The organism is Caulobacter sp. FW305-C-30-S16, assembly GCF_058783025.1.
Window position 1 is genome coordinate 1,074,955 of the sequence record NZ_JBYSYH010000001.1, and the last position, 20,214, is coordinate 1,095,168.

The following is a 20,214-nucleotide window of genomic DNA, read 5'->3' on the forward strand; positions in this document are numbered from 1 at the left end:
GGGCAGCTCCTGAACAGCGCCGATTTTCTAACCCGGTCCGCCCTCGTGGGCAGCTTAAGGATTGGTCATGCGGCCGCGGGCAATCCGCCCTCACGTGCGATGAAGGCGATCACCTCGTCCAGACCCTTCAACCGTGAGAGGTCGGTCATGACGAAAGGTCGCGCGCCACGCTGGATGCGGGCGTCGGATTCCATCACCGCCAGGTCGGCTCCCACATGCGGCGCCAGATCCGTCTTGTTGATGATCAGCAGGTCCGAGCGGGTGATCGCCGGGCCGCCCTTGCGCGGGATCTTCTCGCCCTGGCAGACGCTGACGACATAGAGGGTCAGGTCGGCGAGGTCCGGCGAGAAGGTGGCGGCCAGATTGTCGCCGCCGCTCTCGATGAAGATCACGTCCAGGTCGGGGAAGCGGGCGCTCATCGTGGCGATGGCGGCCAGGTTGATCGAGGCGTCCTCGCGGATCGCGGTGTGCGGACAGCCGCCGGTCTCGACCCCCATGATCCGCTCCTCGGGCAGGGCCTGCAGTCGGGCGAGGATCAGGGCGTCTTCCTTGGTGTAGATGTCGTTGGTCACCACCGCGACGCTCCACTGGTCGCGCATCGCCTTGCAGAGCTTCTCTGTCAGCGTGGTCTTGCCTGACCCGACCGGACCGCCGATGCCGACGCGCAGGGGACCATTCTTCGAGATCATGCGCGGGCCCTCGTGGCGATGAAGACAAGGCCGGCGCCGAGCGCCAGACAGAGCGGACCGTAGACCAGGGCATCGAGGCGGGCGAACGGCTGCTGCGGCGCCATGGCGCGCCAGAACGGGGTCCAGGCCGCCACGCCCCGGACCAGGAACACGCAGGCGGCGGCCAGCACGGCGAGCTGCGGCAGCAGGCCCGGCGCCTTGACCTGCCACCACGCCAGGGCGGCGACGGTCAGCAGGGCGGCGCAGACCACCAGGCAGGGGATCAGGCCCGGCATGCGCGTGACGCCGCGCATGCCGATGACCGTCGCTGCGCGCTGCGCCTCATCGGCGCCCGGCCAGGGCAGTCCCAGTCCCCAGGCCAGATGCAGCAGGGCGATCGCCACGAGGGTCACGATGACCGCGGGCGCAACAATGTTCATGACAGGAACAGCCTCGGCTGCAGGGTTTCGTGCCGCATGGCGGCGATATCCGACATCAGGGCGATGGAGCCCAGGTCGTCCAGTGTTGATCGCGCGGCCCGGGCGGCGGTGGCGAGGATGACCGGCTCTACGGCGGCCATCACCCGCACGCCCTCGGTCTGGCCGAGCGGAATCGTGCGCAGGGCGACCGAGACGAGGTTGGAGGCGAACGCGTGCAGTGTCGCGGTGACGGCATCCTGCCGGCTGATGCCGGCCAGACCGCAGGCGGCGCCGACAGCGACGGGCCACGGCGCCCGATCCAGGGCCGGGGCGGCGTCGGGCCAGGCGCTGACGGCCTTCAGGAAGGCGGTTCCCTGTCCGAGCGTCTCGCCCAGCCGTTCCGCTGAGGGGGCCAGCGCCGCGGCGAGCCCGGCGACCTCGGCCAACCGCACGGGATCGGTTGCCGCCGCATGTGCTTCGGCCAGCAGCACCGCGTCGGTCCAGCCCGAGCCGAACTCGATCAGGCCGCTGATCCAGTCGATCAGGGCGTCGCCGTCCTTGACCACCCCCTGCGCGATGGCCTGCTCGAGTCCGTGCGACCAGCCGAACATGCCGACCGGAAACGCCGGCGACAGCCAGGTGAGCAGACGGAGCAGGGCGACGTCAGTGGCCATGGTCATGCTCGGCGGGACCGTGATCATGCGCCTGATGCGCGCCGCCGTAGGCGCCGCCCTCGGGATAGAACTGTTCCGAGATACGAGAGACCGTCGCCCCGAGGTGTTCCAGCATATGGCCGATGACGTGGTCGTAGAGGATCAGGATACGGTCGTCCTCGACCTGCGCCGCGAGGTGCCGGTTGCCGATGTGCCAGGCGAGCACCGACAGGCGCCGCGCGTCACGGGCCCGCACTTCCAGCAGCGCCTCTTCGCAGGCGATGATCTCGACCAGCCGCCCGTCGTCGAGCACCAGCACGTCGCCGCTGTCGAGGGTTGTGGTCTCCGGCAGGTCGACCATCACCGTATCGTCGTGGATGCAGGTCAGCAGCTTGCGCCGCAGCCGGCGCTCGTCATGGGCCAGCAGGATGATGTCGAACGGAATGCCTTCGTAGGCGCCCCGCCGCTTCACTGATCCCGCTTTCAACTGTGTACTCATGGGACCAGCCTAGAAGAGGAAATAGCGCTGGGCCATCGGCAGCACCGTGGCCGGCTCGCAGGTCAGCAGCTCGCCGTCGGCGCGCACCGCGTAGGTCTCCGGATCGACCTCGATATGCGGCAGGGCGCTGTTGTGGATCATCGAAGCCTTCGAGAGGCCGCCGCGGGTGTTCTCGACCGCCAGCAACTCCTTCTCGACGCCGATCCGCTCGCGCAGACCGTTCTCCGCCGCGGCCCTCGAGACGAAGGTCACGGACGAGCGTGTCACCGCCTTGCCGAACCCGCCGAACATCGGACGGTAGTGCACCGGCTGCGGCGTCGGGATCGAGGCGTTGGGATCGCCCATCGGCGCGGCGACGATGGACCCGCCCAGCAGCACGAGGTCCGGCTTAACCCCGAAGAAGGCCGGGTCCCACAGCACGAGATCCGCCCGCTTGCCGACCTCAACGCTGCCGATGTGCCGGCTCAGGCCCTGCGCGATGGCCGGGTTGATCGTGTATTTGGCGATGTAGCGTTTGACCCGGTTGTTGTCGGCGGCCCCGTCGCCGGGCAGCGCGCCGCGCTGGCGCTTCATCTTGTCGGCGGTCTGCCACGTTCGGATCAGCACCTCGCCGACGCGGCCCATGGCCTGGCTGTCGCTGCTGATGATCGAGAAGGCCCCGATGTCGTGCAGGATGTCCTCGGCCGCGATCGTTTCCTTGCGGATCCGGCTTTCGGCGAAGGCGATGTCCTCGGGGATCGACGGGTCGAGGTGGTGGCACACCATCAGCATGTCGAGATGCTCGGCGATGGTGTTGACCGTGTAGGGCCGGGTCGGATTGGTCGACGACGGGATCACGTTGCTCAGCCCGCAGACCTTGATGATGTCCGGCGCATGACCCCCGCCCGCGCCCTCGGTGTGGAAGGCGTGGATCGTGCGGCCCCTGAAGGCGTCGATGGTGTCCTCGACGAAGCCCGACTCGTTGAGCGTGTCGGTGTGGATCATCACCTGGATGTCGTACTCGTCGGCGACCGACAGGCAGCAGTCGATGGCCGCCGGGGTGGTGCCCCAGTCCTCGTGCAGCTTCAGCGAACAGGCGCCGGCCAGCACCTGCTCGACCAGGGCGCCCGGCAGGGATGCGTTGCCCTTGCCGGCGAAGGCCAGGTTCATCGGGATGCCGTCGGCGGCCTGGATCATCCGCTCCAGGTGCCAGGGGCCCGGCGTCGCGGTGGTCGCCTTGGTGCCGGTGGCCGGGCCGGTGCCGCCGCCGAGCATGCAGGTGATCCCGCTCATCAGCGCCTCCTCGATCTGCTGCGGGCAGATGAAGTGGATGTGGGCGTCCATGCCGCCGGCGGTGAGGATCTTGCCTTCGCCGGCGATGGCCTCCGTGCCCGGGCCGATGATGATCGTCACGCCCGGCTGGGTGTCCGGATTGCCGGCCTTGCCGATGGCGGCGATGCGGCCGTCCTTCAGCGCCACGTCGGCCTTCACGATGCCCCAGTGGTCGATGATCAGGACGTTGGTGATGACGGTGTCGACGGCGCCCTGGGCCCGGCTGTGCTGGCTCTGGCCCATGCCGTCGCGGATCACCTTGCCGCCGCCGAACTTCACCTCCTCGCCGTAGGTGGTGAAGTCCTTCTCGACCTCGACGAACAGCTCGGTGTCGGCCAGCCGCACCCGGTCTCCGGTCGTCGGCCCGAACATGTCGGCGTAGAGCGCGCGGGAAATGCGGGCCATCAGAGGTCCCCCATCACGGCCTGACGGAAACCGAAGACACGGCGGTCTCCGAGCATCGGCACGAGCGTCACCTCCCGCGTCTGGCCGGGCTCGAACCGCACCGCCGTCCCGGCCGCGATATCCAGCCGCCGGCCGCGAGCGGCCTCGCGGTCGAAGCTCAGCGCCGGATTGGTTTCGAAGAAATGGTAGTGGCTGCCGACCTGGATCGGCCGGTCGCCGGTGTTGGCTACCTCCAGGGTAAGGGTCGGCGCGCCGGCGTTGAGCTGGATGTCGCCCGGCGCCGTGATGACCTCGCCGGGGATCATTTGCGGCTCCGGACCCTGAACGCCTTCAAAATCGGTCTGCGCAGGACATGCAGGCCCAGCAGCACGACGGCGCCCAACAAGATCCAGCCCGAGTGGTCGGCGCTCACCGAATGCAACGCTCCGGGCAGGCCATGATGGTCCTGATCGTGCGCCAGCGCGGGCAGTCCCCACAATCCGCTCATCCCGGCGAAGGCCGGGACCCAGGCTTTTTTCTGAAGTTCGCGGGCGGTGGACAGAAAGCCACAAACACCTGGGTCCCGGCCTTCGCCGGGATGATCGGGACGTTGCTTGAGCGGAGCTTTCATGGCGAGCCTCAACGGATCGGATGATGGACGGTGACCAGCTTGGTCCCGTCGGGAAAGGTGGCCTCGACCTGGATGTCGTGGATCATCTCGGCGATGCCCCCCATGACCTGATCGCGGCGGATGACATGGGCGCCGGCCTCCATCAGTTCGGCGACGGCGCGGCCGTCGCGCGCGCCCTCGACCACGAAGTCGGTGATCAGGGCGATGGCCTCGGGATGGTTCAGCTTCACCCCGCGCTCCAGCCGCCGCCGGGCGACCATCGCGGCCATCGAGACCAGCAGCTTGTCCTTTTCGCGGGGTGTCAGGTTCATCAGAGGGTCCAGACGCTGGGAGCGGGGCGGCCGCCGCTGAGGGCGGCGATGGCCGGCAGGAGGGCGCGGCGCAGGGTCAGACCATCGGGGGCGGCGATCCGGGCGACCAGCTTGCCGTCGAAGGCGCTGGCCCCGCCGAGGTCGCCGGTGGCCGCACGCACCGCGTCCAGGGGGGCGGCGGCATCTGGCGCGACCAGCAGCAGGGTGGCGAAAGCGCCCGCCCCGCCGAGCAAGGGCGACGATGCGGCGCGGGCGGGAATGTCGCCGTCCAGCTTGAGGGCGTCTGCGAAGACGAGCCGGCCGTCGCGCCGGACCCTCCAGCGGTCCTGGAAAAAGGCCCGCGACAGCGTTTCGCCCATCGCCCGTCGCCCGAGCACGACCGATTCCACGATCAGCAGCCGGCCGTCCCCGGCGACGTCAGCCTCGATGGTCCTGGACAGGGCGGAGCGGTCGAACAGGATCGTCTCCTGCGGCAACCAGTCGAGCCGCGCCCCTGCGCCGACCGTCAGCTGTGCGGCGACTTCCGCAGGGCCCTCATCGGCCCGATAGACCTTCTCGCAGGCCTGGGTGGTCAGCACGGCCGTCGCGCCGTCGCCGACCTCTACCGTCCAGCTGAACCGGTCGCCGCCGGTCATGCCGCCGCCGGAGTTGATCATCACCGCCTCGACCGCGCCGGTCCGCGTGCGTGGCAGGCGCAGCTTGGCCGAGCCCTCCTGGAACATTTCGACGAGGCGGGTCTCGATCCCGTCGCTGCGAACGGCCAGCCGGCCGCGGCCGCGCGAGCGTTGCGGGGCGGGGGCCGGTGCGGGCGGCTCCGGCTGAACCGGAAACGGAAGGACGGCGGCGAGGGCCATGCCCGGACTGTCCCGGTCCCGTCGTCAAAGCGCAAGCGGCGCCCGGCTTCCCGCAGGCTTGCGAGCGCGGCGCCTCTCTTTTGGGCAGCGGGGGGAGTCGACAGATCGCCGGAACCTGTGCACGGCTGGCTCTCGCATGACGCAGGACAACGCCCCCACCACCGGAACGCTCGCCACGGCGCTCACGCACGCCGCAGGACTGCTGGGCCAGGACCCGTCGCTGGCTGAGGCCCAGGCGCGCGAAATCCTGCGCGTCATGCCCGGTCACCCGGAGGCGGCGCTGATTCTCGCGATCGCCCTGCGCCGGCAAGGGCGAGCGGAGGCGGCCCTGACCGTGCTGGAGCCGGTGATCCGGGCCGAGCCCAACTGGCCGCCCGTGCATCAGGAAGCCGGCTTCTGCCTCGCATCCCTGGGGATCGTCCGGGCAGCTGTGGTCGCCTTCAGCCGCGCCGTGGCCCTTGATCCTAAGCTGACGGCAGCCTGGGGCGCGCTGGCCGACCAGCTGTTGCTGGCCGGCGACGAGACCGGCGCCGAGAAGGCTCGCGCCCAGCAGATCCGCGCCTCGACCAGCGACCCCGCGTTGCTTGAGGCGGCCTCGGCCCTTTGCGACAACCGCCTGGCGGCGGCCGAGCGGCTGCTCAAGCCCTATCTCGCCGACCATCCGACCAACGCCGCCGCCATCCGAATGCTGGCGGAGGTGGCGGCGCGACTCGGCCGAAACGAGGATGCGGCGGTTCTGCTGGCCCGCTGCGTGGAGCTGGCTCCGGGGTTCGTCGAAGCACGTCACAACCACGCGACCATCCTCTATCGCCTGAACCGGTCCGAGGAGGCGCTGGCGGAGCTGGACTGGCTGCTTGGGCGTGATCCGCGGCACCCGGGCTACCGCAACCTCAAGGCCGCTGCGCTCGGCCGTGTCGGCGACTACGAGGGCGCCATCACGCTCTATGACGAGCTGCTCAAGGCCTATCCCGACCAGCCCAAGGCGTGGATGAGCTATGGCCATTCGCTGAAGACCGTCGGCAGGCAGGCGGACAGTGTCGCTGCCTATCGACGCGCCATCGCCCTGACGCCGCAGCTGGGCGACGCCTGGTGGAGCCTGGCAAATCTCAAGACCGTCCGCTTTGGCGACGAGGACGTGGCGGCGATGGAGGCCCAGCTGGCCCGCGCCGACATACCCGACGAGGACCGGTTCCACCTCCACTTTGCGCTGGGCAAGGCGCTGGAGGACGCCGGCCGGTTCGAGCCGTCGTTCGGCCATTATCGCGACGGCGCGGCCCTGCGGCGCAAGGCCGTGGAGTACAGCGCCGACAACACCAGCGCCCATGCCGCCCGGTCGAAGGCCGTGCTGACAAGCGCCTTCTTCGGCGCACGCCGGGGCTGGGGCAGCGCGGCGCCGGACCCGATCTTCATCGTCGGTCTGCCGCGGGCCGGCTCGACTCTGATCGAACAGATCCTGTCCAGCCACTCGGCCGTGGAGGGCACCCAGGAGTTGCCGGACATAATCGCCATCGCCCGCCGGCTGGGCGGCCGGGCCACGCGGGACCAGCCGTCGACCTATCCGGACATGTTGACGGGCCTCGACGCCGACGCCTGCAGGGCGTTGGGCGCGGAATACCTCGAGCGGACCCACATCCACCGCAAGCTCGGGCGGCCATTCTTCATCGACAAGATGCCGAACAACTTCGCGCACGTGGGCCTTATCCATCTGATCCTGCCGCGCGCGAAGATCATCGATGCGCGGCGTCACCCGCTGGGCTGCTGCTTCTCGGCCTTCAAGCAGCACTTCGCCCGGGGGCAGACCTTTTCCTACGATCTGACCGAGCTTGGCCGGTACTACGCCGACTATGTGGACCTGATGGCGCACTACGACGCGGTGCTGCCCGGTGTTGTGCACCGGGTGATCTACGAAGATATGGTCGCCGATCCCGAGGGGCAGGTCCGGCAGCTGCTGGACTACTGCGGCCTGCCTTTCGAGCCGGCCTGCCTGAAGTTCTACGAGAATGACCGCGCCGTCCGCACCGCCAGTTCCGAGCAGGTCCGCCGGCCCATCTTCACCGACGGCGTCGACCAGTGGCGATCGTACGAGCCCTGGCTGGGGCCGCTGAAGACGGCGCTGGGGGCCTCACTGGAGACCTGGAACCGGTCTTCCTGAGGCATTGTCGCCACAGGCGGCGGCATCAATGCCTCCGGATACTGATTTCCCGGCGCGTCGCTTGACAGGCGGCGCCTCACGGAATGACCTCATGTAACGGGGTTTTCCTACGGGGCGTTTTTCATGATGCGGATGATTTCAGGCGCGGCTGCGCGCAAGGCGACGGTGCTGTCGTCGGTGCTGCTGGCCAGCACAATGCTGACGGGGGTCGCGACGGCCTTCGCGCAGGACACGACGGTGGGCGAGGTGATCGTCACCGCCCAGAAGCGCTCCGAAGACCTGCAGGACGTGCCGGTGAGCATTCAGGCGATCGGCGGCGAGCGGCTTGAGGCCCTCGTGGTCTCGGACTTCAATGACTACGTGAAGTTCCTGCCCAGCGTGTCGTTCCAGTCGACCGCGCCGGGCTTCTCCAGCGTCTATATGCGCGGCGTCGCCAGTGGCGGCGACGGCAACCACTCCGGCTCCCTGCCCAGCGTCGGCATCTATCTCGACGAACAGCCGATCACGACTATCCAGGGCGCGCTCGACGTCCACGTCTATGACATGGAGCGGGTCGAGGCCCTCGCCGGGCCGCAGGGCACCCTCTACGGCGCCAGCTCGCAGGCTGGCACGATCCGCCTGATCACCCGCAAGCCCGAGTTGGGCGGCTTCAGCGCCGCCATCGACACCGAGGTCAACAGCGTCACCGAGGGCGACATCGGCTACGGCGTCGAAGGTTTCGTGAACATCCCGCTCAGCGAGTCGGCCGCTGTCCGGGTCGTCGGCTGGTACCAGCATGACGCCGGCTATGTGGACAACGTCGCGGGCACGCGGACCTACCCGACCTGGGGCGGGACCATCAACAACAACACGCTGGTCGAGGAAGACTACAACGACGTCACCACCATCGGCGGCCGCGTCGCGCTGAAGATCGATCTGAACGAGACCTGGACCGTCACCCCGTCGCTGATGGCCCAGTCAGAGGAGAGCAACGGCAACTTCTCGTTCGATCCGACGAACGGGGATCTGCAGATCAGCCGCTATCGGCCCGAGGGCGCCAAGGACGACTGGTACCAGGCCGCCATGACGATCGAGGGCAAGCTCGGCAGCCTCGATTTCGTCTACGCCGGCTCCTACATGAAGCGCGATGTGGACTCGGAGTCGGACTACTCCGACTACTCGTTCTTCTACGACAGCGCCCCGTTCGGCTACGGCGCCTACTGGGTCGACGACCTGAACAATCCGGTCGATCCGACCCAGTACATCCAGGCCCGCGACCGCTACACCAAGGAAAGCCACGAAATCCGGCTGTCGACGCCGGCCGACCTGCCGCTCCGCGCGGTCGGCGGTTACTTCATGCAGAACCAGACCCACGGCATCGAACAGCGCTACATGATCGATGGCATCGGGACCGCGATCGAGGTTCCCGGCTGGTCGGACACGATCTGGCTCACGCAACAGTTCCGCACCGACAAGGACTACGCCCTGTTCGGCGAGGTCGCCTGGGACTTCAGGCCGGGTTGGACCCTGACCGGCGGCCTGCGTTACTTCCTGACCGAGAACGGCCTCAAGGGCTTCTTCGGCTACGGCGCCGGCTACAGCGGCTCCACCGGCGAGGCCGCCTGCTTCGGACCTGCGGTGGTCAGCGGCAGCCCCTGCACCAACCTCAACAAGACCACCGAGGAATCGGGCTTCACCCACAAGGTCAACCTGACCTGGGCCGTCGATGACGACCGGATGGTCTACGGCACCTGGTCGACCGGCTACCGGCCGGGCGGGATCAACCGTCGCGGCACGCTGCCGCCCTACGGCTCGGACTTCCTGACCAACATGGAACTGGGCTGGAAGACGATGTGGTTCAACCGGTCCGTCCGGTGGAACGGCGCGATCTATCAGGAGCGCTGGGACGACTTCCAGTTCTCGATCCTCGGCGCCAACGGCCTGACGGAAATCAAGAACGCCGCCCAGGCCCGCATCCGCGGCATTGAAACCGACGTCGCCTGGCGCGTGACCGAAGGTCTGACGCTGACCGCCGGGGCCGCCTGGACCGACGCCGAGCTGACCGCCAACTACTGCGGCTTCACCACCGCGACCGGCGTGCCGGTGACCCAGTGCGCCACGCCGCAGGCCCCGAAGGGGACTCAGCTGCCGGTGACGCCGCGGTTCAAGGCCAACCTGGTCGCCCGCTACGAGTTCACCCTCGGCGAGTACGACGCTCACATCCAGGGCGCCATGGTCACCCAGACCAGCAGCTGGACCGATCTGCGCCTGGTCGAACGGGCGATTATCGGCAAGCAGGACGGCTGGAGCGCGTTCGACTTCGCCGCCGGCGTTGAGCGGGACGCCTGGAGCGCCGAGTTCTTCGTCCAGAACCTGACCGACGAACGGGCCAGCCTCTATCGCTACGCCCAGTGCGCCGAGGCGGTCTGCGGCGGCGCGGTCTACACCGTGCCGAACCAGCCCCGGACCCTGGGCCTGCGGCTCGGCCGGAAGTTCTAGGCTCGGTGATCGTCATCGCTGCTGAGGCGCCGCTGTGATCGGCGGCGTCCTCAGGGCGTTTGCGCCCGGTCCTGATGCGAGTCCGCTCCAGGACAGCGGACGCATCGACGCCCTGTTCCGGCGTCAGCGGCTGCTGATCATGATCGCCGTCACGGGCGGCTATGGTCTGGCCTACACCTGCCGGCTGGCGCTGGGCGTCGTGAAGAAGCCGCTCATCGACGCCGGCGTCTTCACGCCGGATCAGCTGGGCCTGATCGGCTCGGCCTTCTTCTACTGCTACGCCATCGGCAAGCTGGGCAGCGGCTTCCTCGCCGACCATGTCAGCCCGCGGGCGTTTCTCGCCGCCGGGATCCTGCTGTCCGCGCTCTGCAACATCGGCATGGGGTTTTCGACCCTTCTCGGCGCGGCGGTCTTCCTCTGGGGTTTGAACGGCCTGTTTCAGAGCTTCGGCGCCCCGGCCAGCGTCGTCTCGATGACCCAATGGTTCTCCAATCGGGAGCGCGGCTTCTACTACGGCGTCTGGAGCACCTCCCATGCGCTCGGTGAGGGCCTGACCTTCCTGGCGACCGGCGCGCTCGTCGGCGCGCTCGGCTGGCGAGCCGGATTCTGGGGGCCCGGCGTCCTCTGCGTGATCGTGGCGCTGGCCAGCCTGGCGCTGATGAAGGACCGGCCGCAGACGCTGGGCCTGCCCCACGTCGCCGCCTGGCGCGGCGAGCCGCCCCCGCCGCCGCCGACCGCCAGCCTGCTGCGCACCCAGCTGTCGGTGTTCGCGATCCCGGCGGTCTGGGTGCTCGCCCTGTCCAGCGCCCTGATGTACGTGACCCGCTACGCCATCAACAGCTGGGGCGTGCTGTACCTGCAGGAGGCGCGCGGCTTTTCGCTCGCCGAAGCGACCGGCATCCTGACCATCAACACGGTCGGCGGCATGCTCGGCGCGGTGGCGTTCGGGGCCATCTCCGACAAGCTGTTCGGCGCCCGCCGGCCGCCGGTGAACCTGATCTTCGGCCTGTGCGAGGTCGCCGGACTGCTGATCATCTTCTTCGGACCGCCGAGCACGCCGGTGCTCTGCGTCGGCATGGCGCTGTTCGGTCTGGGCCTGACGGGTCTGGTGACATCGGTGGGCGGCCTGTTCGCCACGGACATCTGTCCCAAGCGGGTCGCCGGCGCGGCCCTGGGGATGGTCGGAATCTTCAGCTACATCGGCGCTGCTATCCAGGAGAACGTCAGCGGCAAGCTGATCCAGGCCGGCATGACGATGGTCGACGGCGCGCGGGTTTATGATTTCGGACCGGCGATCCTGTTCTGGGTCGGCTCGTCGGTGGCCTCGCTCGTTTTGGCCACCAGCCTCTGGAACGTGAAGCTGCGGGACTGACTTGAGTCCGACAGGGCGGCTGGGCGATCAAGCCAAGGGAGAGAACGACATGACGACGCCTGACACGGAAGACAGCGCCGTCGGTTCATTCGCCCGGCAGATCGACGCGAAGATCGCGGCCCTGGGCGACTGGCGCGGCGAGGCTCTGGCGCGCGTCCGCGCCCTGATCCATGAGGCTGATCCGGAAGTGGTCGAGACCGTCAAATGGGGCCGGGTGCCGGTGTGGGAACACGACGGCATCCTGACTACCGGGGAGACCTATAAGGCGGCCGTGAAGCTGACCTTCGCGAAGGGCGCGTCGCTGCCGGACCCGACCGACCTGTTCAACGCCAGCCTCGAGGGAAACCTCCGTCGCGCCATCGACATCCATGAGGGCGAGACTCTCGATGCGACCGCGTTCAGGGCCCTGATCCGCGCGGCGGTAGCCCTGAACGTCTCGAAGAAGAACAAGCCGAAGAAGCGCTGAGCTACTTCTTCGCCCGCGCCGCAAAGGCCGCGATGCGGTCGCGCATGTCCGGGCCGACGCCCTCGCCGTGGTACACCTCATGGGCCAGGCCGGCGGCGATCGGCAGGCCGTCGGTCTCGCAGACCAGCCGCTTGTTGGCCGCGTGGCTGAAGGAGGAGTTGGCGGCGATCTCGGCGGCCCAGGCGTCGATGGCCGCGTCGAAGCCGTCGTCGGGCACGCAGGCGTTTGCCAGGCCCATGGCCTCGGCTTCACGACCTGAATAGGTCCGGCAGGTGAACATCATCTCCCGCGCCTTGTAGGTCCCGACCCGGCGCGGCAGGCGCTGGCTCAGGCCCCAGACCGGCGTCAGCGCCCAGCGGGCGTGGGTGTCGGCGAACTTCGCGCTCTCGGCGGCGAGGATGATGTCGCCGGCCAGGGCCAGTTCCAGCGCGCCCGTGTAGCAGTGGCCGTGCACGGCGCTGATCACCGGCATCGGCAGGTTCGCGAGCCGCTCGATGACATGGGACTGGTAGTTGGGCCGCGGCAGCTTTTCGCCGACCGCGATGTCGCCCAGGTCGTGTCCGGCGGAGAAGCAGCGGCCCGCGCCGCGCACGACGACCACGGCCGCGTCGCCCCGGTCGGCTTCCAGCGCCGCGACGTGGGCCTCCAGCGCCTCGAACACCGGCACGTTCAGGGAGTTCAGCTTGTCGGGCCGGTTCAGGATCAGGATCGCGGCGGCGCCGCGATCCTCCCGCAGGACGAGGTCGCTCATCAGGCGGCGGCCTTCTTCAGGAACACCGTCTGGGTGTTGGTGTATTCGAGCAGGCCCTCAAGCGCGCCCTCGACGCCGAGGCCGGACTGCTTCTGGCCGCCGAAGGCCGCCAGCGGCGAGAGGTGCTGGCTCTCGTTGATCCAGACCGTGCCGGTCGCCAGCCGCTCGGCCAGCTCGAGAGCCTTATCCTCGTCCGAGGACCAGATCGAACCGCCGAGGCCGTACTCGGTGGCGTTGGCCTTGCCGATGACGTCCTCCAGATTGTCCCACTTCAGCAGCGGCAGGACGGGGCCGAACTGCTCTTCCTGCACGATGCGCGAATTTTCCGGCGGGTTGTCGATGATCGTCACCGGCACGAAATAGCCCGGCGCCTCGGATGCCTCGCCGCCGATCAGGAACTTGTAGCCGTTGGCCTTGGCGTCGGCGATCAGGTCCAGCACGCGCTGGTACTGCAGCTTGTTCTGGATCGGGCCCATCTGCGTGCCCTGCTCGGCGCCGTCGCCCATCTTGACGGTCTTCGCATAGGCGACGAGCGCGTCCTTCAGCGGCTCGTAGACGTCCTTGTGGACGTACATCCGCTTGGTCGCGATGCAGATCTGGCCGGTGTTCTTGAAGGCGGCCCAGAACAGCTGCTCGGCGACCTTCTCGACGTCGACGTCGGGCATGACGATGGCCGCGTCGTTGCCGCCGAGCTCCAGCGTGATCCGCTTCAGCGTCGCGGCGGCCGACTGCATCACCTTGCGGCCGGTCTGGGTCGAGCCGGTGAAGCTGACCTTGTCGATGCCCGGGTGGCTGGTGATCCAGGGGCCGAGGTCGTCACCGCCGGTGACGATGTTCAGCACGCCGTCCGGCAGGACGCCGCGCAGCAATTCGCCGATGCGCAGGGTGGTCAGGGGCGTGAACGGCGAGGGCTTCAGGATCACCGTGTTGCCGGCCAGCAGGGCCGGGGCGACCTTGAACATCGCCAGGATGATCGGGAAGTTCCACGGCGCGATGGCGCCCACGACGCCGATCGGCACATGACGGGTCTCGCCGCGGCGCTCGGCCGTGTCCTCGACGACCGTCACCGGCAGGTCGAGGCTGGAGGTCGCCTGGCACCAGTAGGCGCCGCCGAGGATGTCGCCCATGGCGTCGGCGTGCGGCTTGCCCTGTTCGGCGGTCAGCAGGCGCTTGAGCTCCTCGACATTGCCGGCCAGCACGCCCGCGATGGCCAGCAGCGCTTCGCGGCGCTTGGCGATCGGCGTAGCCCGCCAGGCGGGGAAGGCGGCGCGGGCGGCGGCCACGGCCTGGTCCAGCTGCTCGCGCGAGCAGTCGGGCGCCTGCCCGATGACCGTCTCGTTCGCCGGGTTCAGCACGTCGAACCGGCCGGCGCCGGCGACGCCCTTGCCGCCGATGGTCATGGTGTAGGTGGTTGTCTCGCTGGACATGGCTCGCTCCCTGTTCGTTGTCGCCACCATGACTCCCTGACCCTTGGTCAGCCAAGAGCGGCGGGCGCTTGATCAAATGACATGGTGCATGCAGAAAGTTGCCCAACGCACGGGGGAACGGCCATGACCTACAGACTCTACGGCACGCCGGGGTCGCTCTACACGGCCAAGGCCCGCAGCTGGCTCATCAAGAACGGTGTCCCCTTCGAAAACCGCGCGGCCGGCGAGCCGCGCTTTCGCGAAGAAATCGTCCCGAAGATCGGCCGCTGGATCATTCCCGTTCTGGAAGCGAGCGACGGCGAATTGATCCAGGACGGGTCGGCGATCATCGAGCGCCTGGAGGCCGATGGCCTCGCCCGCTGGCCGACGTTCCCGCAGACGCCGCGCCACCGCCTGATCGGCCAGATCTTCGAACTGTTCGGCGGGGAGGGGATGCTGCGCCCGGCGATGCACTACCGCTGGAATTTCGACGCGGTGAACCAGCCGTTCGTCGGGCTGGACTTCGCGGCGGGTCTCGCCGCGCCGGGCGCGGATCCGTCCGAAGGCGCTGCGGTGTTCCAGTTCGCCGCCCAGCGCATGCGCAAGGCGATGAACAGCTTCGGGGTGTCCGAGGCGTCCATTCCGCGCGTCGAGGCGGCCTATGAGGCGTTCCTCGCGCTGTTCGACGCCCATCTGGCCGATTCGCCCTACCTGCTGGGCGGGCGACCAACCATCGGCGACTACGGCCTGATCGCGCCGCTGTACGCCCACCTCGGTCGGGATCCCTTCCCGGCGGACCTGATGAAACGCAAGGCGCACAGGGTCTGGCGCTGGGTCGAGCGAATGAACGCCGCCGATCTCGACAGCGGCGAGTACGGCTATCCTGCCCCCGACCTGTTTCCTGAGGACGGCGTGCCGGACACGCTCAAGGCCCTGCTGCGGTTTGTGGCCGAGGACTATCTGCCGGAGGTCCGCGCCTATGTCGGCTTCGCCAACGCCTGGCTGGCGGAGCGGCCGGAGCTCGAGCCCGGGACCAGCGGCCTGGCGCGATCCTCCGAGCGGGTGATCGGCCGTGTGGCGTTCGACTGGCGCGGCGAGACCATTGAGGTCGGGGTCATGCCCTATCGCCTCTGGCTGCTCCAGAAGGCCCAGGATGCGATCGGCGACAGCGATGAATTAAATGCGCTGCTGTCGGAAACCGGCCTGGCCGATCTGGCGACGCTGAAGACAAGCCGCCGCGTGGAGCGGGTGAACCAGCTGGAAGTCTGGACCGCGCCGATCTGACATTCTCAGTTGCTGGGTCCCCGCCTGCGCGGGAACGCTCGGGTCGACGGACTCAAATCCCTGACGTCAATGCGGACCCTCGCGCTTGTCTTCCCATGGGGCGCCCCCTCATCATTGGGGCAACAGGGAGAGACACCATGGGAAACAGTCAGGCCGGCAAGACGCTGTTCGTCGCGGGCGGATCGAGCGGCATCAATCTGGGCATCGCCCGCTGCTTCGCGCGTGAAGGGGCCAATGTCGCCCTGATCAGCCGCAGTCCGGAGAAGATCGCCATCGCCGCCGCGGAGATCGCGGAGATCAACGGCGGCCGGGCCATTGGCATCGCCGCCGACGTGCGCGACTACGCCGCCGTCGAGGCCGCGCTGAAGGCGACACACGACAGGTTCGGGGACATCGACACGGTGATCTCCGGCGCGGCCGGCAACTTCGTCGCCCCGGCGCTGGGCATGTCGGCCAACGGCTTCAAGACCGTCGTCGACATCGACCTGATCGGCACCTTCAACGTGCTGCGCGCTTCGTTCGCGTTCCTGCGCAAGCCGGGCGCCTCGCTGATCTCGATCACGGCGGGCCAGGCCACGCGGGCCTCGATGTTCCAGGCCCACGTCTGCGCGGCCAAGGCCGGCATCAACATGCTGACCCAGTGTCTGGCGCTGGAGTGGGGACCCGCCGGCGTGCGGGTCAACGCCATCTCGCCGGGACCGATCGCCGACACCGAGGGCATGGCCCGTCTGGCCACCACGCCGGAGGCCGAGGCGCGGGTGAAGGCCCGCGTGCCGATGCGCCGCTACGGGACGAAGGACGAGATCGGCGAGGCCGCCCTGTTCCTGAGCTCCGACGCCGCCCGCTACATCAACGGCGCGATCCTGCCGGTCGACGGCGGCTCGGGCTGCGGCGACGGCGCGGGCGACGCCCTGGGCAACTTCGCCGCCGCAGCCTTCAGCTAGATCACAAAAAAAAGAACAACAGGGAGAAAACCGATGTCCATCGACTTCGAGATTCCGCCGGAGGCCAAGGCCATCCGCGAAAAGGTCCGTCAGTGGGTCAACGATGAGTGCCGACCGGCTGAAAAGGCGCTGCTGGCCGGCGGCGACTACAAGACCATCCTCGGCGAGCTGCGGAAAAAGGCCCGCGCCCAGGGCCTGTGGTGCCCGTTCATTCCGGTCGAGCACGGCGGCATGGGCCTCGGCCCGCTGGCCAACGCCCTGGTGCAGATGGAGCTGGGCGAGAGCTATCTCGGCGCCCTGTCGATGAACACCCAGGGTCCCGACGACGCCACCATGATGACCCTGCTGGCGCACGGCACCGAGTACCAGAAGGAAAAGTTCCTCAAGCCGTTGCTGAACGGCGAAAAGCGCATCTGCTATTCGATGACCGAGAAGGCCGCCGGCGCCGACGCCACGGGCATGCAGACCACGGCCGTCAAGGACGGCAACGAGAACTACGTCCTCAACGGCGAGAAGTGGTTCTCCTCGGCCGCTTCGGTCGCCGACATCGCCCTGGTCATGGCCAAGACCGATCCGGGCGCGCCGCGGCACCAGCAGTTCTCGACCTTCATCGTCGAGCTGCCCAACCCCGGCTACCGCATCGTGCGCGACATCGAGACGATGGCCGCTGAAGGCCCGCTCTCGCACGTCCTGGGCGGTGGTCACTCCGAGGTCGAGATCAAGGATCTGGTCGTTCCGGCCGAGAACCTGCTCGGCGGCGAGGGCAACGGCTTCAACATGGGCCAGCACCGCCTGGCCTACGGCCGCCTGCGTCACGGCATGCACAACGTCTCGATGGCCCAGCGCGCCCTCGACCTGGCCGTGGCTCACGTCACCCAGCGGACCACCTTCGGCAAGCCGCTGCATGAGCGGCAGGGCGTCCAGTTCATGCTCGCCGACTGCGCGCAGGACATCTACATCGCCCGCCTGATGCTGCTGCACATCGCCTACAAGGCGGAGAAGGGCCTGGACCTGCGCCAGGAGAACGGCATCGCCAAGGTCTACCTGGCCAACATGGTGCACCGGGTGGTCGACACGGCGATCCAGCTGCACGGGGCGCTGGGCTACTCGATGGATACCCCGCTGGCCCGCTGGTACACCCACATCCGCAGCCAGCGGCTGGTTGACGGTCCGGACGAGGTCCACCGCTGGACCACCGGCCGCAATGTGATCAAGGCCTTCCAGGCCACCGGCACCACCGCCGGCGCCTGCGGCGGGGACCTGCTCTAGGCACCCAATGCCTGTCATCCCGGCCGAAGCCCGCATCAGCGGGCTGAAGAGCCGGGACCCAGATTGAATCCATGCCAAATCTGGGTCCCGGCTCTCCGCTACGCTGCGGCCGGGATGACAGTTTATGACTTCGGCTCGACAAGCTGGGTGATGTGGTCCGCCGCTTGACCAAAGTTCACCCCGTCCAGCCGCTCCAGCGCGATCTCCGCCATCGGCGCGCGACCGTCCTTGCGGCGGCCGCGGCGATAGGCGGGGTCGTAGTGCAGCTCCATCAGCGCCTCCGCCAGCGCGGCGTAGTCGCCTGAGGATAGCCATCCGCGCCACCCCTCCAGCCGCTTCTGGCTCGGGTGAACGGGCAGGCGTTCCAGCATCGCCTCGATCAGGTCGTGTCGGGCCGTGATGTCACTGTAGGCGCGCACCAGATAGCGCGCGCGCTCGGGCCGCTCGGCCGAGATCTCGATCCGCGGCGCCGCCAGCATGCGCGCCCACAGGGCCGGCGGGACCATCAGGTCGCCGATCCGGCTGGATTCCGCCTCGACCACGATGGGCCGTGCCGGATCGAGCGCCTCCATGGCGACGAGCAGCGACGACTCGAAGCCCTTCTGGTTCGGCTGCGGCCGGCCCGGTAAACCGCCGAACAGCGAGCCGCGGTGGCCGGCCATGCCTTCCAGATCCAGGGTCTGGACGCCGCGAGCGGCGAGGGCTGTCAGGATTTCCGTCTTGCCGGTTCCCGTGTCGCCATCCAGCAGCACCAGGTTGAGCGGCCAGGTCTCGTCATAGAGCCGGGCCTGGACATGCCGCCGATAGGTCTTGTAGCCCCCGACCAGCAGGCTGGTCCGCCAGCCGACGCGCGACAGGATCGTCGCCATCGACTCCGACCGCGACCCGCCACGCCAGCAGTAGACCAGCGGCGCGAACGTCTGGGGCATGTCCGCCAGCACGGTGTCGAGGTGGCGGGCGATGTTGCGGGCGACATGGGCGGCCCCGATGCGGTTGGCCTTCAGCCGCGACTCCTGGACATAAATTGTCCCGACCTCGGCCCGTTCGGCGTCGGTCAGCACCGGCAGATTGATCGCGCCCGGCAGGTGGTCGAGCGCGAACTCCCCCGGACTGCGCACATCGATGATCGTTCCGAACATGGCCCGGGTGGCGGACTCGGCGCTCTGGACCGGCTGGATGCGCGACATGAATACCTGTTCCCGCCTTCTGGCCCACCGCTGTAGGGGACTTCGCGTCCATCGTTCAATATGAAGCGGCGTCCCTCCCGGAGATACCACCCGTGTCCGAACCCGTGCGACTGACTTCCCTGGCCCATGGCGGCGGCTGCGGCTGCAAGCTGGCGCCGGCAGTGCTGCGCGAGATTCTCTCCAAGACCCCCGCCGCGGCGGTGTTTCCGAACCTGATGGTCGGAACCGAGACCTCCGACGACGCGGCGGTCTGGCGGCTGAACGACCAGCAGGCGCTGGTAGCGACCACGGACTTCTTCATGCCGGTGGTCGACGACCCGTTCGATTTCGGCCGCATCGCCGCGACCAACGCCCTGTCGGATGTCTACGCCATGGGGGCGACGCCGATCTTCGCTCTCGCGCTCGTCGGGATGCCGGTGGACCGGCTGCCCGTCGAGACGATCCAGCAGATCCTGGCCGGCGGCGCTTCCGTCTGCGCGGCGGCGGGCGTGCCGATCGCCGGCGGCCATTCGATCGACAGCGTCGAGCCGATCTACGGCCTGGTCGCCCTGGGCCTGGTGCATCCGGACCGGGTGCTGACCAATCGCGGCGCGAAGGCCGGCGACGTGCTGATCCTGACCAAGGCGCTCGGCGTCGGGATCCTGAGCGCCGCCTTCAAGCAGGAGCGGATGCCGGCGGGCGGCTATGAGGCGATGATCACCTCGACGACCCAGCTCAACACTGTCGGCGCGGCGCTCAGCGCGACACCGGGCGTCCATGCCGTCACCGACGTCACCGGCTTCGGCCTGCTGGGCCACCTGCTGGAGATGTGCCGTGGCGCGGGTCTCGCCGCCGAGGTCGATGCTGACGCTCCCGCCCTGCTGACCGGTGTCGAAGCGCTGGCGACCGGCGGCGTTCGGACCGGCGCCTCGACGCGCAACTGGGCCAGCTATGGTGAGGCCGTGCGGCTGCCGGACGGCTTCCCCGACTGGCGGCGGGATATCCTCTGTGATCCCCAGACCAGCGGCGGACTGCTGATCGCGGTCGCCGCCGACCGGGCCGAGGCGGTGCTGACCCAGGTCAGGGCGGCCGGATTCTCGGCGTCGCGGACGGTCGGACGGCTGGTCAGCGGCGCAGCCGAGGTGCGCGTCTCGGCCGGCTGACTACCCCCTTTCAAGGGATGTGAAGGCGGCGGA

The 20,214-nt window shown here is 68.6% G+C and carries 20 protein-coding genes; 8 read left to right on the top strand and 12 right to left on the bottom strand.

The annotated features are described in order from the left end of the window. Positions 1-65: 65 nt before the first annotated feature. Genes ureG through AC3WJT_RS05305 form a run of 9 tightly spaced genes read right to left on the bottom strand, consistent with a single transcriptional unit; the run spans position 66 to position 5,730 of the window. The gene (ureG, locus tag AC3WJT_RS05265) at positions 66-689 is read right to left on the bottom strand and encodes an urease accessory protein UreG (RefSeq protein WP_492342015.1); all 624 of its coding nucleotides are present in this window, start codon (positions 687-689) and stop codon (positions 66-68) included. Further along, positions 686-1,108, bottom strand: a complete 423-nt coding sequence (locus tag AC3WJT_RS05270) for a DUF3995 domain-containing protein (protein WP_492342016.1) — start codon at positions 1,106-1,108, stop codon at positions 686-688. Before AC3WJT_RS05270 ends, ureG begins: the two co-directional genes overlap by 4 nt. After that, entirely contained in the window at positions 1,105-1,761 is a 657-nt protein-coding gene (locus AC3WJT_RS05275) for an urease accessory protein UreF (protein WP_492342017.1), read from the bottom strand. Before AC3WJT_RS05275 ends, AC3WJT_RS05270 begins: the two co-directional genes overlap by 4 nt. Then, positions 1,751-2,239 carry an urease accessory protein UreE gene (locus AC3WJT_RS05280; RefSeq protein WP_492342018.1) on the bottom strand — a complete coding sequence of 163 codons (489 nt, stop codon included), beginning with the start codon at positions 2,237-2,239 and terminating at the stop codon, positions 1,751-1,753. Before AC3WJT_RS05280 ends, AC3WJT_RS05275 begins: the two co-directional genes overlap by 11 nt. 9 nt (positions 2,240-2,248) lie before the next feature. Further along, positions 2,249-3,955 carry an urease subunit alpha gene (ureC, locus tag AC3WJT_RS05285; protein ID WP_492342019.1) on the bottom strand — a complete coding sequence of 569 codons (1,707 nt, stop codon included), beginning with the start codon at positions 3,953-3,955 and terminating at the stop codon, positions 2,249-2,251. Beyond that, positions 3,955-4,260, bottom strand: a complete 306-nt coding sequence (locus tag AC3WJT_RS05290; RefSeq protein WP_492342020.1) for an urease subunit beta — start codon at positions 4,258-4,260, stop codon at positions 3,955-3,957. The genes ureC and AC3WJT_RS05290 overlap by 1 nt, the downstream gene beginning before the upstream one ends. Next, a complete protein-coding gene (locus AC3WJT_RS05295) occupies positions 4,257-4,565 on the bottom strand; it encodes a hypothetical protein (protein ID WP_492342021.1) in 309 nt (102 codons plus the stop codon). Before AC3WJT_RS05295 ends, AC3WJT_RS05290 begins: the two co-directional genes overlap by 4 nt. Before the next feature lie 8 nt (positions 4,566-4,573). Then, positions 4,574-4,876 carry an urease subunit gamma gene (locus AC3WJT_RS05300; protein ID WP_492342022.1) on the bottom strand — a complete coding sequence of 101 codons (303 nt, stop codon included), beginning with the start codon at positions 4,874-4,876 and terminating at the stop codon, positions 4,574-4,576. After that, positions 4,876-5,730, bottom strand: coding sequence for an urease accessory protein UreD (locus AC3WJT_RS05305; RefSeq protein WP_492342023.1), 855 nt, complete (start codon positions 5,728-5,730; stop codon positions 4,876-4,878). The genes AC3WJT_RS05300 and AC3WJT_RS05305 overlap by 1 nt, the downstream gene beginning before the upstream one ends. 136 nt (positions 5,731-5,866) lie before the next feature. On the opposite strand from AC3WJT_RS05305, the gene AC3WJT_RS05310 reads away from it, so the two are divergent. The 4 genes from AC3WJT_RS05310 to AC3WJT_RS05325 all read left to right on the top strand — a co-directional run bounded on the left by AC3WJT_RS05310 (position 5,867) and on the right by AC3WJT_RS05325 (position 12,198). Beyond that, a complete protein-coding gene (locus AC3WJT_RS05310) occupies positions 5,867-7,882 on the top strand; it encodes a tetratricopeptide repeat-containing sulfotransferase family protein (protein ID WP_492342024.1) in 2,016 nt (671 codons plus the stop codon). A 132-nt stretch (positions 7,883-8,014) separates the two neighbouring features. Continuing rightward, positions 8,015-10,360, top strand: a complete 2,346-nt coding sequence (locus AC3WJT_RS05315) for a TonB-dependent receptor (protein WP_492342373.1) — start codon at positions 8,015-8,017, stop codon at positions 10,358-10,360. Positions 10,361-10,394: 34 nt separating this feature from the next. After that, entirely contained in the window at positions 10,395-11,732 is a 1,338-nt protein-coding gene (locus AC3WJT_RS05320) for an MFS transporter (protein WP_492342025.1), read from the top strand. Positions 11,733-11,781: 49 nt separating this feature from the next. Continuing rightward, on the top strand, positions 11,782-12,198 hold the full coding sequence (locus AC3WJT_RS05325) for a DUF1801 domain-containing protein (protein WP_492342026.1): 417 nt from the start codon (positions 11,782-11,784) through the stop codon (positions 12,196-12,198). Position 12,199: 1 nt separating this feature from the next. On the opposite strand, the gene AC3WJT_RS05330 is transcribed toward AC3WJT_RS05325, so the two are convergent. Both AC3WJT_RS05330 and AC3WJT_RS05335 read right to left on the bottom strand, forming a co-directional pair. After that, positions 12,200-12,949 (bottom strand): enoyl-CoA hydratase/isomerase family protein, encoded by a 750-nt coding sequence (locus tag AC3WJT_RS05330; RefSeq protein WP_492342027.1) that lies wholly within the window; start codon positions 12,947-12,949, stop codon positions 12,200-12,202. Continuing rightward, a complete protein-coding gene (locus tag AC3WJT_RS05335; RefSeq protein ID WP_492342028.1) occupies positions 12,949-14,376 on the bottom strand; it encodes an aldehyde dehydrogenase family protein in 1,428 nt (475 codons plus the stop codon). Before AC3WJT_RS05335 ends, AC3WJT_RS05330 begins: the two co-directional genes overlap by 1 nt. A 123-nt stretch (positions 14,377-14,499) precedes the next feature. Here AC3WJT_RS05335 and AC3WJT_RS05340 point away from each other — a divergent pair, with 123 nt between their 5' ends. The 3 genes from AC3WJT_RS05340 to AC3WJT_RS05350 all read left to right on the top strand — a co-directional run bounded on the left by AC3WJT_RS05340 (position 14,500) and on the right by AC3WJT_RS05350 (position 17,852). After that, positions 14,500-15,639 (top strand): glutathione S-transferase family protein, encoded by a 1,140-nt coding sequence (locus tag AC3WJT_RS05340; protein WP_492342029.1) that lies wholly within the window; start codon positions 14,500-14,502, stop codon positions 15,637-15,639. 137 nt (positions 15,640-15,776) lie between these two features. Beyond that, on the top strand, positions 15,777-16,583 hold the full coding sequence (locus AC3WJT_RS05345) for an SDR family oxidoreductase (RefSeq protein WP_492342030.1): 807 nt from the start codon (positions 15,777-15,779) through the stop codon (positions 16,581-16,583). Between the two features lie 33 nt (positions 16,584-16,616). Further along, positions 16,617-17,852 (top strand): acyl-CoA dehydrogenase family protein, encoded by a 1,236-nt coding sequence (locus AC3WJT_RS05350; RefSeq protein ID WP_492342031.1) that lies wholly within the window; start codon positions 16,617-16,619, stop codon positions 17,850-17,852. Between the two features lie 122 nt (positions 17,853-17,974). Here the strand turns inward: AC3WJT_RS05350 and mnmH are convergent, their stop codons facing one another. Further along, positions 17,975-19,039 carry a tRNA 2-selenouridine(34) synthase MnmH gene (gene mnmH / locus AC3WJT_RS05355; protein WP_492342032.1) on the bottom strand — a complete coding sequence of 355 codons (1,065 nt, stop codon included), beginning with the start codon at positions 19,037-19,039 and terminating at the stop codon, positions 17,975-17,977. A gap of 92 nt (positions 19,040-19,131) precedes the next feature. Between mnmH and selD the strand changes: the two genes are divergently transcribed. Beyond that, on the top strand, positions 19,132-20,181 hold the full coding sequence (gene selD, locus AC3WJT_RS05360; RefSeq protein ID WP_492342033.1) for a selenide, water dikinase SelD: 1,050 nt from the start codon (positions 19,132-19,134) through the stop codon (positions 20,179-20,181). The last annotated feature ends 33 nt before the right edge of the window (positions 20,182-20,214 follow it).